Annotated in this window: 20 protein-coding genes; 19 read left to right on the top strand and 1 reads right to left on the bottom strand. The window is 65.2% G+C overall.

The annotated features are described in order from the left end of the window. Positions 1 to 17 precede the first annotated feature (17 nt). From fliF to flgJ, 16 genes are read left to right on the top strand one after another with little or no spacing between them, the layout of a single operon-like run. Positions 18 to 1,655, top strand: coding sequence for a flagellar basal-body MS-ring/collar protein FliF (gene fliF / locus CTATCC11996_RS24455; RefSeq protein WP_003081813.1), 1,638 nt, complete (start codon positions 18 to 20; stop codon positions 1,653 to 1,655). Continuing rightward, positions 1,633 to 2,691 carry a FliG C-terminal domain-containing protein gene (locus CTATCC11996_RS24450; protein ID WP_003081809.1) on the top strand — a complete coding sequence of 353 codons (1,059 nt, stop codon included), beginning with the start codon at positions 1,633 to 1,635 and terminating at the stop codon, positions 2,689 to 2,691. Before fliF ends, CTATCC11996_RS24450 begins: the two co-directional genes overlap by 23 nt. 2 nt (positions 2,692 to 2,693) lie before the next feature. After that, complete coding sequence (gene fliH / locus CTATCC11996_RS24445; protein ID WP_034350374.1) at positions 2,694 to 3,389, top strand: flagellar assembly protein FliH; 696 nt, start codon at positions 2,694 to 2,696, stop codon at positions 3,387 to 3,389. Positions 3,390 to 3,397: 8 nt separating this feature from the next. Then, positions 3,398 to 4,729 (top strand): FliI/YscN family ATPase, encoded by a 1,332-nt coding sequence (locus CTATCC11996_RS24440; RefSeq protein WP_034350372.1) that lies wholly within the window; start codon positions 3,398 to 3,400, stop codon positions 4,727 to 4,729. Beyond that, positions 4,726 to 5,178 (top strand): flagellar FliJ family protein, encoded by a 453-nt coding sequence (locus tag CTATCC11996_RS24435; protein ID WP_034350345.1) that lies wholly within the window; start codon positions 4,726 to 4,728, stop codon positions 5,176 to 5,178. Before CTATCC11996_RS24440 ends, CTATCC11996_RS24435 begins: the two co-directional genes overlap by 4 nt. Positions 5,179 to 5,214: 36 nt before the next feature. Next, a complete protein-coding gene (fliD, locus tag CTATCC11996_RS24430) occupies positions 5,215 to 6,588 on the top strand; it encodes a flagellar filament capping protein FliD (protein ID WP_003081795.1) in 1,374 nt (457 codons plus the stop codon). A gap of 29 nt (positions 6,589 to 6,617) precedes the next feature. Next, positions 6,618 to 7,016, top strand: a complete 399-nt coding sequence (gene fliS, locus CTATCC11996_RS24425; protein ID WP_003081794.1) for a flagellar export chaperone FliS — start codon at positions 6,618 to 6,620, stop codon at positions 7,014 to 7,016. After that, complete coding sequence (locus CTATCC11996_RS24420) at positions 7,003 to 7,308, top strand: hypothetical protein (RefSeq protein ID WP_003081793.1); 306 nt, start codon at positions 7,003 to 7,005, stop codon at positions 7,306 to 7,308. Before fliS ends, CTATCC11996_RS24420 begins: the two co-directional genes overlap by 14 nt. Further along, positions 7,305 to 8,351, top strand: coding sequence for a flagellar hook-length control protein FliK (locus CTATCC11996_RS24705; protein WP_003081784.1), 1,047 nt, complete (start codon positions 7,305 to 7,307; stop codon positions 8,349 to 8,351). The genes CTATCC11996_RS24420 and CTATCC11996_RS24705 overlap by 4 nt, the downstream gene beginning before the upstream one ends. 31 nt (positions 8,352 to 8,382) lie before the next feature. Then, positions 8,383 to 8,844, top strand: a complete 462-nt coding sequence (locus CTATCC11996_RS24410) for a hypothetical protein (RefSeq protein ID WP_003081782.1) — start codon at positions 8,383 to 8,385, stop codon at positions 8,842 to 8,844. 17 nt (positions 8,845 to 8,861) lie between these two features. Then, positions 8,862 to 9,623, top strand: a complete 762-nt coding sequence (locus CTATCC11996_RS24405; protein ID WP_003081780.1) for a FliA/WhiG family RNA polymerase sigma factor — start codon at positions 8,862 to 8,864, stop codon at positions 9,621 to 9,623. 32 nt (positions 9,624 to 9,655) lie between these two features. Then, positions 9,656 to 10,540, top strand: a complete 885-nt coding sequence (motA, locus tag CTATCC11996_RS24400) for a flagellar motor stator protein MotA (protein ID WP_003081778.1) — start codon at positions 9,656 to 9,658, stop codon at positions 10,538 to 10,540. Beyond that, positions 10,533 to 11,495, top strand: a complete 963-nt coding sequence (locus CTATCC11996_RS24395; RefSeq protein ID WP_003081774.1) for a flagellar motor protein MotB — start codon at positions 10,533 to 10,535, stop codon at positions 11,493 to 11,495. Before motA ends, CTATCC11996_RS24395 begins: the two co-directional genes overlap by 8 nt. Before the next feature lie 40 nt (positions 11,496 to 11,535). Further along, positions 11,536 to 11,826 carry a flagellar biosynthesis anti-sigma factor FlgM gene (flgM, locus tag CTATCC11996_RS24390; RefSeq protein WP_034350341.1) on the top strand — a complete coding sequence of 97 codons (291 nt, stop codon included), beginning with the start codon at positions 11,536 to 11,538 and terminating at the stop codon, positions 11,824 to 11,826. Further along, positions 11,823 to 12,284, top strand: a complete 462-nt coding sequence (gene flgN / locus CTATCC11996_RS24385; protein WP_003081770.1) for a flagellar export chaperone FlgN — start codon at positions 11,823 to 11,825, stop codon at positions 12,282 to 12,284. The genes flgM and flgN overlap by 4 nt, the downstream gene beginning before the upstream one ends. After that, entirely contained in the window at positions 12,271 to 13,056 is a 786-nt protein-coding gene (flgJ, locus tag CTATCC11996_RS24380; protein ID WP_003081768.1) for a flagellar assembly peptidoglycan hydrolase FlgJ, read from the top strand. Before flgN ends, flgJ begins: the two co-directional genes overlap by 14 nt. Here the strand turns inward: flgJ and flgA are convergent. Continuing rightward, a complete protein-coding gene (flgA, locus tag CTATCC11996_RS24375; RefSeq protein ID WP_042438555.1) occupies positions 13,034 to 13,780 on the bottom strand; it encodes a flagellar basal body P-ring formation chaperone FlgA in 747 nt (248 codons plus the stop codon). The genes flgJ and flgA overlap by 23 nt on opposite strands. A 376-nt stretch (positions 13,781 to 14,156) precedes the next feature. Between flgA and CTATCC11996_RS24370 the strand changes: the two genes are divergently transcribed. From CTATCC11996_RS24370 to CTATCC11996_RS24360, 3 genes are read left to right on the top strand one after another with little or no spacing between them, the layout of a single operon-like run. Continuing rightward, entirely contained in the window at positions 14,157 to 14,522 is a 366-nt protein-coding gene (locus CTATCC11996_RS24370) for a flagellar basal body protein (protein ID WP_003081764.1), read from the top strand. A gap of 2 nt (positions 14,523 to 14,524) precedes the next feature. After that, positions 14,525 to 14,944, top strand: a complete 420-nt coding sequence (flgC, locus tag CTATCC11996_RS24365; protein ID WP_003081762.1) for a flagellar basal body rod protein FlgC — start codon at positions 14,525 to 14,527, stop codon at positions 14,942 to 14,944. Further along, complete coding sequence (locus tag CTATCC11996_RS24360) at positions 14,941 to 15,600, top strand: flagellar hook capping FlgD N-terminal domain-containing protein (RefSeq protein ID WP_003081760.1); 660 nt, start codon at positions 14,941 to 14,943, stop codon at positions 15,598 to 15,600. The genes flgC and CTATCC11996_RS24360 overlap by 4 nt, the downstream gene beginning before the upstream one ends. Positions 15,601 to 15,628 lie beyond the last annotated feature (28 nt).

The following is a 15,628-nucleotide window of genomic DNA, read 5'->3' as shown; positions in this document are numbered from 1 at the left end:
AAAACCGCTTCTCAGGTATGCCTGGTGCACAGCGGCTGCTCTCCTTTTCTTCACAGCCTGGCGCGATGCGCGTGGGCGTGCCCTTGCTGCTGGCTGCGGTCATCGCCACCGCGCTGGTGGTCATGCTGCTGTGGCAGGGCAGCAGCAATTACCGTCCTCTGTTCGGCGCTCGCGAGAATGTGCTGACCGCCGATGTGGTGGCGGCGCTGGAGGCGGAAGGCCTGAAATACCGCTTGCACCCGGAATCGGGCCAGGTGCTGGTAGCTGACAGCGATCTGGGCCGTGCCCGCATGCTGCTGGCCGCCAAGGGTGTGGCCGCCAAGCTGCCCGAGGGTCTGGAGCTGATGGATCGCAACGATCCTCTGGGCGTGAGCCAGTTCGTGCAGGACGTGCGTTTCCGCCGTGGCCTGGAGGGCGAGTTGGCACGCAGCATCGGCTCGCTGGATGCCGTGGCAGGCGCACGCGTGCATCTGTCGATTGCACGCTCTTCCTCATTCGTGGTGAATACCGGCGAAAAAAGCTCGGCATCGGTGGTGCTGCAACTCAAGCCCGGGCAACAGCTCAAGAACGAGCAGATCGCGGCCATCATCCATATGGTCTCCAGCAGCGTGGCCGGGCTCGACCCACAGCGCGTGGCGCTGACCGATCAGGCGGGCAACTTCCTATCGGCCCGCGTGGACCTGTCGGAGGGCTTTGATCCGCTGGCGCAGGACGGGCAGTCGGGCAAGATCAGTGCCGAGCTGCGCCAAAACGCGCAGGAGCTGCTATCGGCCGCCGTGGGTGCCGGTCACTACCGCGTGACGGTTACGGCCGACCTGAGCCAGGACCGAACCGAGGAATCCTACGAGAAGTACAACGGCGATCCCCGGGTGCTCAATGAGGCGACCCGGGAGGAAAACGACCGCGCCGGTGGTGTTGCCTTGGGTGTGCCGGGCTCGCTGAGCAACCGCCCGGTCAATGTGCAGGCCGATGCAGGCAAGGAAAGCAAGGAAGCCAACAACAATTTCCGTGCGGCGGTCTCGCGCAACTATGCCTACGACCGCAGCGTGATACAGGTCAAGCGCGGCAAGGGGCGCATCAACAAGCTGCATGTGGCGGTGATGCTCGACGATGCAGTGGCACCCAAGGCGGCCAAGGCATGGAGTGAAGCCGAACTGGCACGGGTTGAAAAGCTGCTGCGCGTGGGCCTGGGGGTGGATTCCGGGCGTGGCGACCAGATTGCAGTCTCCAGCATGCCGTTCACGGCACCCACGCCGCAGCCGGCCTGGTGGCAGGAGCCTGGCAACTGGTATGACTGGGTGGTGACGGCTCTGTGGGCAGCGGGCGGTGTCGCGCTGCTGGTGCTGCTGGCACGCCTGGTCAATGCCGTGCTGCGCGGCGCTGCGGCTACCAAGGTACCGCGCTCGGGCGAGGCGGTCGCCCTGGCCGGTGCGGCGGCGGGCGGTGCCTCCTTGCTGCCGGCGCCTGAACGTCAGCGTGCCGCCTCCGACATGTCCATGGTGCCGCTGCTGGAGAACGTGGATCTGCCACCCCAGGGTTCGGAAGTGGATGTGATGGTCGAGCATTTGCGCACCCTGGCGGCCAAGGAGCCGGAGCGTGTGGCGGAAGTGGTCAAACAATGGGTACAAAAACATGGCCAACCAGTTGGTGACTAGCGCTGAAGGCGCGGCAGGCGTGGCGTTGCTGGAGCCGCCGGCCCCGGAAAGTCTGGATCTGATCGAGCAGGCTGCCATCGTGCTGCTCAGCATGGGTGAGGAGCCTGCTGCCGGCGTGTTGCGTTGCCTGGAGCGCGAAGACCTGCTGGCCGTCACTCAGGTGATGTCCCGCCTCAGCGGTATCCGCGTGGATTCTGTGCGCCAGTCGCTGCAGCATTTCTTCGATGACTACCGCGAGCAAAGCGGTGTGCATGGTGCCTCGCGCAGCTTCTTGCAGCGCTCGCTGGCGCTGGCGTTGGGCGGCGACATCGCCGGCAGCGTGCTGGACAGCATTTACGGCGACGAGATCCGCCCCAAGATGGCACGGTTGCAATGGGCGGCGCCGGCCTGGCTGGCCGAGCGGCTGGCCCAGGAGCACCCGCGCATGCAAGCGGTGTTTCTGGCCTTTTTGCCGCCCAAGCTGGCCGGCGATGTGATCGAGCATCTGCCCGAGTCGGGCCGCGAGGCCCTGGTGCTCAACGTGGCCAAGCTCAAGGACGTGGATCGAGATCTGCTGGTGCAACTGGAAATGCTGACCGAGCAGTATCTGGCCGAGTTCGGCACGCAAAGCGTGTCCATGGAGGGCGTGAAGCAGGCGGCGGAAATTCTCAACCGTATTCCAGGCAACAAGCAGGAGCTGGTGGCGCGACTGCGGGCCCGCGATCCGGAAATCGCCTCCGCGATCGAAACCGAGATGTATGACTTCTTCGTGCTCTCGACCCAGTCCGAGACCACGCTGACCCAGATCATCGAAGCCGTGCCGGCCGAGTTGTGGGCGCTGGCGCTCAAGGGCGCCGAGCCTGCGGTGCGCAAGGCCGTGCTGGGCGCCATGCCACGCCGCCAGGCGCAGAGCTTTGAAGACCAGATGCGCCGCAGCGGCCCCGTGCCTCTGAGCCGTGTGGAGCAGGCGCGGCGCGAGATCATGGACCTGGTCAAGGCCATGGTTGACGCGGGTGAGCTGGAGATTCAGTTGTTCGCCGAAGCGGTGGTGGAGTGAGCGTGCTTTACCGTCCCTATCATTTTCCGCCCTTGGACCTGGTGCAGGCCGACCGCGCACAGCAGGGCGCAGACGGCAGCGCCGCTGGCGATGCCGTGGGGCCGGAGGATGCCCGGGCCTTGGCTCAGGCCTATGAACAGGCGGTGCAGCGCGGTCACGCGCAGGGCTTTACTCAGGGGCAGGCTGAGGGCGAGCGCGCCGGCTATGAGGCCGGGCTGCAAACCGGCGTTCAGGCAGGTCGCGCCGAGGCCCTGCAGGGCGCGCGTGACGAGCTGCAGAGCCTGGGCGCGCCGGTGACGGAGCTGAAGCAGCAGCTGCAGCTGTTGCATGCCGACTGGGAGGCCAGTCTGCGCAAGGATTTGATCGACCTGGTCGAGCGGGTGGCGCGCCAGGTGGTGCGCTGCGAGCTGACGCTGCAGCCGGCGCAGATTCTGGCGCTGGTCGAGGAAACCCTGCAGGGCATGCCCCAGCGCACGGGCGAGGTCCAGGTCTACCTGAACCCGGTCGATCTGCAGCGCATCCAGGAGCTGGACAGCACGCGCGTGCCCGACTGGAAGCTGCAGGCCGACAGCACTCTCGATGCCGGCGAATGCCGTTTGCGCGTGGGAGAAGCCGAGGTCGATGCCGGCTGCAAGCAGCGTCTGGGTGCCTGTATGGAACAGGTGCGTGAGCAGCTGCAGCCAGCGGAGGCCTTGTGACCACGGGCATGGCGGCAGGCAGCAGCATCGGACTGGCGCAGTCGCTGCGCAGCGTTCAGCTCGACGATGTGCCGGTGGCGCAGCCGGCGGCACGCGTGCATGCGGCCACCGGATTGCTGCTGGAGTGCACGGGTGCGGCCCTGCCGCTGGCTGCCCGTTGCCAGATCGAATGGCAGGCTGGCGCATGGTTGCCGGCCCAGGTCGTGGGCTTTCGCGGCGCCGTCTCCTATCTGATGCCGCTCAAGCCGGTCACCGGCCTGGCAACCGGGGCGCGCGTGACGCTGGATTCCGAACGCCAGCAGCCGGGCATCGGCATGGGCTGGCTGGGGCGGGTCATCAACGGCCTGGCGGAGCCGCTGGACGGGCTGGGGCGGTTGACTGGGGACGGTCTGCTGCCTGCGCAACCGCCCAGGGTCAATCCGCTCAAAAAGCGCCCGATCGAGCAGGCGCTCGATGTGGGCGTGCGTTGTATCAACGGCCTGCTGACGCTGGGGCGTGGCCAGCGCGTGGGCCTGTTCGCCGGCAGCGGCGTGGGCAAGAGCGTGCTGCTGGGCATGATTACGCGCCACACCGAGGCCGATGTGATCGTGGTGGGCCTGATCGGTGAACGGGGCCGCGAAGTGCGCGAGTTCATTGAGCATTCCCTGGGGCCGGAGGGCATGCGCCGCGCCATCGTGGTGGTGGCGCCGGCAGACGAGCCGGCGCTGATGCGCATGATGGCGGCCGAGCTGTGCCACACGATTGCCGCGCATTTCCGCGATCAAGGCCTGAATGTGTTGCTGCTGCTCGACTCCCTGACCCGTTATGCCATGGCGCGGCGCGAAATTGCGCTGGCCCTGGGCGAGCCTCCGGCCACGCGCGGTTATCCGCCGTCGGTGTTCAGCATGCTGCCGCAGCTGGTGGAGAGCGCCGGCAACGGCGAGCGCGGCGAGGGCAGCATGACGGCCATCTACACCGTGCTGGCCGAAGGAGATGACCAGCAAGACCCGATCGCCGATACGGCGCGGGCCATTCTGGATGGCCATATCGTGTTGCGGCGCGAGCTGGCAGAGCGCGGACATTACCCGGCCGTGGATGTGGGGGCCTCAATCAGCCGCTGCATGCCGCTGGTGGTTTCCGAAGCCCATCTGCAGGCCGCGCGCCAGGCCAAGGAGCTGCAGGCCCGTTATGCCCAGGTGCGCGAGCTGATCCCCATGGGGGCCTATGTGCCCGGCGCCGATGCGCGCACCGACCGGGCCGTGCAGCGCTGGCCACAGCTGGAGGCATTCTTGCGCCAGGGCACGGCAGAGGCTGCTCCTTTTGCCGCCTGTGTGGCCCAGCTGGGTGAGGTGCTGGCATGAGTTTGCCCGTAGTGGCCCTGGCGCAATATGTGGAAGTCCTGGATCAGCGCGCCCAGCAGTCCATGGCCGAGGCCGCTCGGGCTCGGGCGCTGCTGGTCAAGACCCAATCCCAGCTGGAGCGCCTGCACAGCATGGCGCACAGCGCCGGGGTGAAGAAATTGCATGGGAATGTCGCCTTGTATGCGAATGCAGCAGGTTTCCGTTCGGGGTTGATGGACATGGCCGGGCAATGCAAGGACGTCTGTGGCGTTCAGCAGCTCGAATATGCCCAGGCCAGTGCGCACATGCAGGCCGCCTTGCGCCAGCACGACAGCATGCAGTCGGTGCTGGAGCGGGCGCGCGCCGACATGGCGCAGCTGGCGCAGCGCAAGGCGCAGAACGCCATGGATGAACTGGCTGGTCAGGCCTGGCAGCGCCAGGCCCGTCAGCAGGCCGCCGGAAACCGCTAGCACTGTCCATTCGCGAACGCATACAAGGGGAACACAGTGGCTACCTACGATCCGGTTACAACCGCCAAGGCTTTGGCTGAAAGCTACGTCCACGCCCGCCAGGCGCAGGTGGATACCAGCACCAAGAAGACGCAGAGCAAAACCACGGCGCTGACATCGCTGCAATCGGCGCTGTCGGGCTTCTCCACAGCGTTGAGCAGCCTGTCCGGCAAGGGCAGCGTGATCGCTCAGACGGCGGCGGTGTCGCTCAGCAGCGCCGCAGCGGCGACAGTGTCCAGTGCCGCTGCGCCAGGCAATTACACCTTTGGCGTGAGTAAGCTGGCCACGGCCCAGCAGACGCTCTACAGCATGCAGGATCTGGGTCTGGCGCCCGATACAGACTATCCCAAGGACGCGACCATGGTGGTATCCGCCGTGGGCGGTGCAGGCTATGTTCAGGTAGACCTGGATAAGGCCGATGAAAACGGCGACGGCAAGCTGTCGGTGACCGAAATCGCCCGTGCCTTGAACCAGGCCAGTGCAGGCAAGATCACGGCGTCGATGGTGACGCAGGGCGGCGAGCAAAAGCTGATGCTGACCAGCACCGAGACCGGTGAAGCGAATGCTTTTGAGTTGAAGATGCAGAAAAAGGATGGTAGCGCAGTGGCCTTGGTCGCAGGCCAGAAGCTGTCCGAGGCCCAGGATGCGGTCTTCACATTGGGTGCAGGCACCGGAGTGGAAATCCGCCAAGCCTCCAATACCTACACCGGCATCGAAGGCCTGACGCTGGAATTCAAGGAGGTGACGACCTCGCCCTTCACCGTCACCGTCGCCAAGGACGAGGCCGCGACCAAGGCCAATATGCAGGGCTTCATCGATGCCTACAACAGCCTCGTCAAGGCCATCGACAAGCTGACGGCGGCGGGCTCCGCAGAAGGCAGTGTGGCGGCTGGGGCCCTTAATGGGGACTCCGGCGTGCGCGGTCTGCGCAACCAGCTCAACAGCCTGCTGCGCAGCACTGTGAACGGCGTCAGTCTGACGGACTTCGGCATCTCCGCACAGCGCGACGGAACGATCGCGCTGGACTCTGACCGGTTCGCCAAGAAGGTGGCAGCCAATCCCGATGCGCTGACCAGCCTGTTGGGCAAGACCGACACTCTGGAGTACAAGCGCACCGGCGTGCTGGGCAGCCTGCAGACCTATGTGGGCAGCTGGACCAATAGCTCCACCGGTTATCTGAAAACTCGTCAGGACGGCTTGCAAAAGCAGTTGACGCAGTACACCAAAGACCAGTCGACCATCGAGCGGCTGTATGCACAGGCATATCAGCGCTATCTGACGCAATTTACGACCCTGGCGAATCTGGAAGCCACGATGAGCAATACCTCGAACTATCTGAGCTCGATGTTCGCGCCGTCGTCCAAGAGCTAGCCGGGCGCAGGACCCATAACCCAAGACCCATGAACGACAACCTTTGGAACGACGGATACGGCGACTATCGCGCCGCCAATACGGTGGCACAGACCGCCCAGGCATCTCCGGTGGAGCTGGTGCTGATGCTGGTGGACGGCCTGCTCGAAGAGATGGCGCGCCTGCGCATGCATATCGCCCAGCAGCGCTTTGAGGAAAAGGCGCGCTCGATTGCCAAGTGCGCCGACATCCTGACCGGGCTGGGCAGCGCGCTGGAGGCCGAAGCCGGCAATGAAGTCGTGGAGAACCTCTCGCGCCTGTACGACTTCTGCGCCCAGCGCCTGAATCAGGCGGGTTTCGACATGGATGTCGCCAAGGTGGATGAGGTCCATGGCATCGTGCAGACGCTGCGCTCCGGCTGGCAAGGGATGGCGGATGCCCGTCTCTGATCGAGAGCGTTTGCTGGCGCTGGCCCGGCAACTGCAGGTGGTGAGTGCGGCTAAGGACTGGGAGTGCCTGGCGCAACTGGACCGGTTGGCGGCCGACTGGGCGAGCCGGTCGCCGGCCCTGTTGCCCGCAGATGAGGAAATGCGCGTGGCATGGCAGGAGCTTGCCGCAGCTCACGCTGCCGCCCATGCGGCCTGCAAGCAGGCATTGCACGAAGCCGGGGTGCGCCTGCGCGATCTACAGCATCACAACGAAGCCCATAAAGCCTATGCCTGGCAGGAGCAATTTTCATGAATGCCATGCCGACGATCTCCGTGCCTGCATCCTCTGCGGCCCTTGCCGCCGCAGCCGGTGTGACTGGCACACCCGCCATCGCCAGCAATGGGCTGGAGCAGTCCAGTGCATTGCCGGCCGTACCACCGCCCGTCATGTTCGCTGAGCTGGCCGGTTTTTTGGGTGCGGCCGCGCTGTCGGCTCAGATCGGCGCCCCGCCGGAGGCCGCCGATGGCGAGCAGACGGATCCCTCCGCCCAGGAGTCGACAGATCTTGCAGCGGCAGATGCTCTGCCTCTGCTGGCTAGCTTTGCGCCGACCTGGCAGTCCGAGGTGCAGGCCCATATCGGCTCGGTGTCTACCGGGTCCAGCGCAGCGCAGAAGCCATCCTTCAGCGTGGCTGTCGCCGCGCTCAGTCCGGCAGCGGTCCAGGCACAACGTGATGGCAAAGAGTCTGTGGTGGCGACCAAGCTCGCCGAGCAGGCGCCGACGCATGCTGCCGCTGCGGCGCGTCTGGTGACCGCGCTGGCCGCAGAGGGCGGGACCTTGCCCGCTGCTGCACCCCAAGGTGCAGAAGCGGTGGCGCTGCAGTCGCCAGCGTTGTCAGCTGCAGAGCCTGTGGCTTCGGTGACCTCTGCTGCACGCACGACAGCGGCAGCCACGCCCAGTACCGCGCGGGCCGCGCAGCCGCTGATGCAGGCCTTGTCGCAGCGCATTCAGCTGCAACAGGCTCAAGGTGTGGATGTGGCCACGGTGCGGCTGGATCCGCCGCAATGGGGCAGCGTGGAGCTGCGTATCCAGCACGATGCAGGCGGGGTGCAGGTGTTCATTCAGGCCTCTCACGCCGAGGTGGGCCGCCAGCTGGCAGGTCTGGCCGAAGGCTTGCGCCAGGAGCTGCAGGCGCGCAGCAGCGGCGAAGCCAGCGTGGTCGTGGCCCAGGGGCGGCACAGCGGCGGTGCCGCAGGTCAGGGCGGAGGCGCCCGTGACGAGGCCCTGCCCTGGCCGGCGGCCGCGGAAGACGATGTGATCGGCCAGGCCCTGCAGGTCTGGCAGCAGCAGGCATAAAGGCCTGGGTGCAGATAAAGGCTGAAGGACTATGAAAAAAGTAGTGATAGGAGTCGTGGTTGCCGTCTTGCTGTGCCTGGGCGCTGCAGGCGGCGTCTGGTGGTGGGGGCAGAAGCAGGCGGCGGCGGTTGCGGAGCCGGCAGAGGTCAGCGGCCCGAGTCTGGACCCGCGCCATGCCAGCTATGTGTCCTTGGACAAGATCGTGGTCATGCTCAAGACCGACCTGGGCGAGCGCATGGGCAACAGCTATATGTCGCTGGACCTGGTGCTGCGCACCGACAAGTCACACGAAAAAGCCCTGAAGGCGGAGCTGCCCATGCTCAAGGGAGTTGCCGTGCGCACGCTGTCCCAGGTGGAGCTGATGCAGGCCAGGGGCATGAGCATTGATCAGTGGACCGAGCTGCTGAGTGCCGATCTGGTTGCGGCCTATGCCAGTCATCCTGACCTGCGCTTGTTCGACAAGGTCATGGTCTCGCGCCTGATCATCGAGTAAGTCGGGACGCCCATCCTATGCTGCAGCACGAATGCGCAAGCTATGGCGATGCCTCCGCTTTGGCCGGGTATGCGTGGACGCAGGCCGGCGCTGCCTATGGCACGGTGCAGGTGACGCCGCAGCAGGAGCAGGATGTGCTGCAGGCCTACCTGCCCATGGTCAAGCGCGTGGTGCGCCAGCTGGCCTCCCAGGCCATGGATGTCATGGACCAGAGCGACATGACTCAGGTGGGGTTGATGGGGCTGCTCGAAGCCCTGCGCCGCTACGGCTCGGTGGACGAGGCGTTTGCAGGCTATGCCCGCCAGCGCGTGCGCGGCGCCATTCTCGATGAACTGCGCCGCCAGGATTGGCGTCCACGAACCGTTCGTCAGAGCGCGCACAAGGCGCGCGATGCCGTGCGGGTGTTGCGTCGCCAGCTCGGCGCTGAACCTACGCCGCTGCAGATTCAGCAGGCTCTGGGCATGGATGATGAGGCCTATCTGGCCTACGAGCAGGCTGAATCGGCCGAAGCCATGGCCAGCCTGGACGAGCTGGTGGGCCAGGGCATGGACATGGCCAGCTCGGCTGCCGATCCGCAGCACGCCGTGCTGCAGCGCCACCTGCTGGAACAGGTGCTGGCGCAACTGAACGAGCGCGAGCAGCGCGTCATTCAGCTGTACTACGAATACGACCTCAATCTCAAGGAAATTGCAGCGGTGCTGGAGTTGTCCGAGGCCCGGGTCTGTCAGATCAACAAGGAAGCGCTGCGCAAGATGCGCGCCGCGCTCGAGGTGGCCTGAGCCACCTGCCGCTACCAAGGGAAATACAGAGCATGTTGCAACTACTGGGCATCTTCATTGTGCTGGCCACCATCTTTGGCGGATTCCTGCTCAGCGGCGGCAAGCTGGCAGTGATCTGGGAGCCTATGGAGCTGATGATCATTGCCGGTGCCGGCCTCGGAGCCCTGGTGCTGGGCAACCCCAAGCATATTCTGGCCGAGCTTTGGCTGCAGCTGCGCCAGGTGCTGTCGCGCACCAAGCAGACCGTGGAGTTCCAGCGCCAGTTGCTGCTGCTGATGTATGAGCTGCTGCTCACGGCAGCCAATGGCCTCAAGGCACTCGATGCCCATGTGGAAAAGCCGGCCGAAAGTACCCTCTTTCAGCGCTATCCCCTGGTGCTGGAAGACACCAAACTGCTGCATTTCATCGTGGACAACTTCCGTCTGATGGCCATGGGCAAGATCAGCAGCCATGAGCTCGAAGGCGTGCTGGACCAGGAGCTGGAGGCCATTCACGAAGAGCTGCTGCAACCGGCCAAGTCGCTGGGCAAGATCGCCGAAGCCATGCCTGGCTTCGGCATTCTGGCGGCGGTGCTGGGCATTGTGATGGCCATGAGCTATGTGGCCGATGGCGCCACGGCCGGTGAGATCGCCGTCAAGGTGGGCGCAGCCATGGTCGGCACCTTTATCGGCATTTTCCTCTGCTATGGCGTGCTGGACCCGCTGTGCAACTTCATGAAGCAGCGCGTGATGGAGCATCTGTCGGCCATGGAGTGCGTCAAGGTGGTGCTGGTCGCCCATGTGGCGGGCAAGCCGCCTTTGCTGGCCATCGACGCGGGCCGCCGCCTGGTGCCCTTGAACAGCAAGCCCGGCTTTGCGCTGCTGGAGACCTGGATCAACGACATGAACAGTCGCGACAGCGGAGCGGCTCGTGGCTAAGCGGCCCGGACAGGAGCATGGCGAGGTCGTCGTCAAAAAAGGCGGCGGCAAGCACCAGCACGACGAACATGGCGGCGCCTGGAAAGTCGCGTTCGCAGATTTCTGTCTGGCGCTGATGTGCCTGTTTCTGGTGATGTGGGTACTTGCGGCGCGCGACAAGGAAGAGCTGCAGATGGCCATGGCCGGTGGTGGCGCGCAGAAGATGAGCTACGAGGGTCAGGGCGAACGCATGATCGGCGAGTACCAGCCCGGCGAGCTGATCCCGCGCCAGCCCGTGACCGAAAGAGTCCAGGAGCGCTCGGGTGGTCAGGTGGAGGTGAAGAAGCTGCTGGAGTCGCCCGAAGAACTCGCTGCGCTTTCGAAGCGTGTACGCGAAGTGGGCTCGCTGGTGGGATTGGGCGAGAACCTGGCCATGCTGGTCACGGCCGAAGGCCTGCGCATCATGGTGCACGACACCGAAAAATCCGGCATGTTCAAGCTTGGCAGTGCCGAGCCCACGCCACAATTCATCAGCCTGCTGCGCCGCATCGGTCCCATGTTCCGCGAGATCGACAACCAGCTGGTGATCGCCGGGCACACCGATGCCCTGCAGTTCAGCAGCCACAACGCGTTTGCGGCCTCCAACTGGACGCTGTCCATGCAGCGTGCCCTGGCCGCGCGCGCCCATATGCTGGTGGGCGGGATGCCCGAGCGCAGCGTGCTGCAAGTCATAGGGATGGCCGAAGTGGCGCCGCTGGACGCAGAGCACCCCCAAGCTCCGGTGAACCGCCGCGTGGAGCTGCTCGTCACCACCCGGGCCCATGCTCGCAGCATCTATCAGACCTTTGGCAAGCTGCCGGCGAGCGAGCCGCTGACGCGTGAGCTCGAGAGCACACCGGCCGATACCCCCATGCTGGAGACGCTGCGTAATCTACTGCTGCAGCCCGTGAAGGCTAACGCGCAGAGCGCGCCATAAAACTGTCATCATGCAAAGCAGCAAACTCAGAGGCTCGAGAATGAAACTCTCCCCCATGACACCGGCGGCCGGTGCAGCGGCCGTGCAGGGCGATACGGTGCAGGGCGCGGCCGCCCCTTTGCCCGCGGCGGCTGCCGTGGCTGCTCCCGAAGTGCAGCTGGGCGGCCAGGCCGCGCGCATGCAGCGCGCACAGGCCGCATTGGCCGCCATGCCTGAGGTGGATGCAGCCAGAGTGGCCGAAATCAAGGATGCACTGGCACGCGGCGACATCAGCTTCAATCCCGGAAAGCTGGCGCAGCTGATTGCGCGCCACCACGGAGGCCAGGCATGAGCATGCAGTCCGAAGCGGGCTCCGGTTTGACGGAGCGCCAGCGCTGGGCCGACATCGCCCGAGGTATGCAGCAGGACCTGGCCGCCTATGCCGGATTGCGTGACCTGCTGCAGACCCAGTTCCACGCAGCGTTGCGGCATGACGCGGCTGCCATGGAAGAAGTGGCACGGCAGATTGCGGCCCAGGTGCAGCAGCTGGACGGTACGCGCCAGCAGCGTAGCTTGCATGCCCGGGCTCTGTTGCCCGCCGGCGCGGCGCTGTCGATGACGGCGCTGTTTTCCCTGCTGCAACCGTCTTTGCAGCAGCAGCTGCAGGCGCTATGGGCGCAGTTGCAGGCGCGGGTGCAGGAGTGCAAGGCCTGCAATCTGCGCAATTGCCAACTCATCATGGAGCAGGCCGAGGTGATGCGCGGCGTGATTGCGGGCAGCAGCCAGCCGGATATCTATGTTCCATTCTGAGCGCATGACGCAGCCGGGTCTGCCGGCGCTGCCCGCCTTCCCGCAGTCGCCAGCCGTGGCTGCTGCGTCCATGGGCGGCGTGCCAGGAATGCCTCAGGCTCCGGGCGCTGCGGTTTACACCCCGCTGGGCCAGGATGTGCAGCGCGAGGTGCAGCAGTTCATCAACCAGGGCGGTGGCGCTGCCAGTGCCCTGGCCTCTCCCCAGGCCAGCTGGCTGGCGCTGCAGGCCGCGCGCCAGGCTGCACGCAAGGATGGCCCCGAGCGCTCGAGCGCCGTCGGAGGCGCGCAGGACGCGCAGCCCGGCCCGCCTCTGCGCGCGGAGCAGTTGGCATTTCTGGAGCGCATTGGCCCCTGGGCTCGCCAGGCGGCGCAACGTCTGGGAGTGTCGCCGCGTTCGGTGATGGCGCATGCCGCGCTGGAGAGTGGCTGGGGCCAGCGCCCGGTGCGCGATGCACAGGGGCGGGACAGCCTGAACCTGTTCGGCATCAAGGCCCTGAGCGGCTGGCAGGGCGAGCGCGTTCAGGCGCAGACCACCGAATACGAAAACGGCCAGGCTGTGTCGCAGTCCCAGCCGTTTCGGCAGTACGCCGATCTCGACGCCACCTTTTCCGACTATGTGCGCCTGCTGGCCCACAGCCCGCGCTATGAGGCGGCGCTGCGCTCGGGTGACGATGTGCAGGCCTTTGCCGGTGCGCTGGCCCAGGGCGGCTACGCCACCGACCCGCAGTATGCGCAAAAGCTGGTGCGCATCAGTCGCCAGATTCCGCAGTGACCTGAACGCCGCCGTTGGGCGCCTGGCTGCCCGCCAGCAGCACCCCGGGGGCAATCAGCGTACCTTTGACGGGGCGGCCGCTACGGGCGTTGCGCACCACCGCCGTCTCGCCGAGCTTGCCGCTGGCGGTGGCAATGCCGGCCACGCTGACCTGCACGCCATCGTCCTGGGCGCGAATTTCCACTTTGTCGCCTCTGCGCACTACCACCGGTCGCGCTATGTCGCGTGGCTCAAGCATCTGGCCGGTCCGGCCGTCGGCGCGCAGCTGCACGCCCAGCAGGGCGGACTCGGGCAGCAGCGCCTCCAGCTGGGTCAGCTCGCGTAGCTGCAGCTGCAAATCCTCGGCGCGCAGGGCCCGTCCGGCCGGCACATCGGTGCGCAGCGTCCACACCGGTGCGCGGGCCTGTACCTGCGCCACCACGCTGCCGCGCTGGCTTTCGCAGCTCAGCGGCACGGTCACCCGGGCCAGATACCGAAGGTTGAGTGGGCCCATTTCCCAGCCGCCGGGGCAGGGCTGGTGTGCCGCGCCGCGTGCTGCGCCGAACCCTATCTGCACCTGGGCGCCCTCGCGCTGTGCTGCGGGCAGGGCCTGCAACAAGGCCGCATGCACCTGCCGATAGACCGCGCTGCGCACGGCCTCGGGCAGCTCTGGCGGTGGCGTGGCGGGCGCCGCAGCCAGGGCCGGGGTGCCGGCCAGCAGAAAGGCGGCGCAGGCCGTGATCATGGTTTTTTCAATTGCAAACAAGATATTTAATTTGCTATTTTTATAAAAGCTGCAAACCTATTTACTGAAAGTGTGTAAGTGCAAACATCTCGATTATTTACGCTGAAAATCATACGACTGGCACACATTTTGCTGAAACAAGAGCATCTTTCATATGTTTATCAATGTTTTAAAGAGATTTTTATATTGAAATCAATCTATAGAAGGAGGGTTTTGCTATGAAAAAAATCAAATTCAACAGTTGTGTATCAGATTGCATTGAAAAGTAGCACTCTGAAACATTCGCATAGTATGATTTAAAGAGCGCAAGAAATATCTCTTGCGCAAATATCGTAACCACTGGGTCGCGTCGCCTGCAGGGGCGCGGCTTCGCGAAATGGCACTGAATTTCGACTCCGCGCTCTCCGTGCATGCGCAGGCGCTGCGCGTGCGCTCGGAGCGCACGCAATGGCTGGCCTCCAATCTGGCCAACGCCAGCACGCCGGGCTACCAGGCCCGTGACATTGACTTTGCGGCCACCATGGCCCGCACCGCCGACACGGCCGGCCAAGCCGGGCTGGGTTGGGGCGGCGATGGGGATGCGCTCTTTCGCATACCCAACCACCCCGCGCAGGACGGCAACACCGTGGAAGTGGGCGTGGAGCAGGCGCTGTTCTCGCAGAACACCTCCGACTTTCAGACCAGCCTGACGTTCTTGAACATGAAGCTGCGCGGGCTGCATTCCGCCATCAAAGGGGAATAGGCATGGGATTTCGTGAAATTGCTCAGATCGCAGGCTCGGCCATGACGGCCCAGAGCACGCGCCTGAACACCGTGGCCAGCAATCTGGCCAATGCCGGGGCGGCGGCCTCGTCGGACACAGAGGCCTACAAGGCACGCAAGCCGGTGTTCGCCGCCGTGATGGGCCAGAGCACGCTGGACAGCTACGCCGCGCGCGTCCAGGTGCTTGATGTGCTGGAGAGCACCGAGCCCGTGCGCAAGGTGCACGAGCCCGAGAACCCGGTGGCCGATGAAGCGGGCTTTGTCTATTACTCGAACGTGAACACGGTGGCCGAGATGACGGACATGATGTCCGCGTCGCGCGCCTTTGAAAGCAATGTGGAAGTGCTGGGCCGTGTGCGCTCCATGCAGGAGTCCTTGTTGCGCCTGGGAGAGCAAGCATGAGTCTGATCAACGCAACCACTGACACCGGCACCAAGGCCGGCAATGCGCCGGATGCCATCACCCAGGCCCTGGGCGGCACGGAACTTGGCCAGATGTTCACCAAGCTGCTGGTGGCGCAGGTGCAATACCAGGACCCTCTGGAGCCCGCAGATTCGAGCACCTTCATCACCCAGCTCACGCAGCTGAGCCAGACCGAATCGCTGCAGTCGCTGCAGTCGCAACTGAGCATGCAGTCCTCGATTCTGGACAGCCTGCAGACCTTGCAACTGGGCAGCCAGGTGGGCTCTACCGTGATGGTCTCGGCCAAGAGCCTGCAGCTGGGTGAAGCCCCCGTGAAGGCGGCGGTGAACCTGCCGGCCACGGCCGATTTGAGGCTGGAGCTGACCGGCGCCAACGGCAAGGTGACCACGGTGAGCCTCGGCTCGCGCGCCGTGGGCGATGCCGATTTTTCCATCGACCCCGCAGCGCTGGGTCTGCCGCCTGGGCGCTACGACATCGCTGTCAAGGATGCAGGCGGCACCAGCTACCCCGTGGAGGTGGCCGGCATCCTGCAGGCCGTGCGCCTGACGGCGGCCGGCGCTGTGGCCTTGCAGGTTGAGGGGCTGGGCGATGTCTCGCCAGCCAGCATCACGCGTTTTGTGGGTCAGCAGGCCTGAGTGCCCTGACGTTCTCTTTCTTCATTCA

Source organism: Comamonas testosteroni ATCC 11996 (genome assembly GCF_000241525.1).
Lineage (GTDB): Bacteria > Pseudomonadota > Gammaproteobacteria > Burkholderiales > Burkholderiaceae_C > Comamonas > Comamonas testosteroni.
This window is presented reverse-complemented; position numbering and strand designations above follow the sequence as displayed.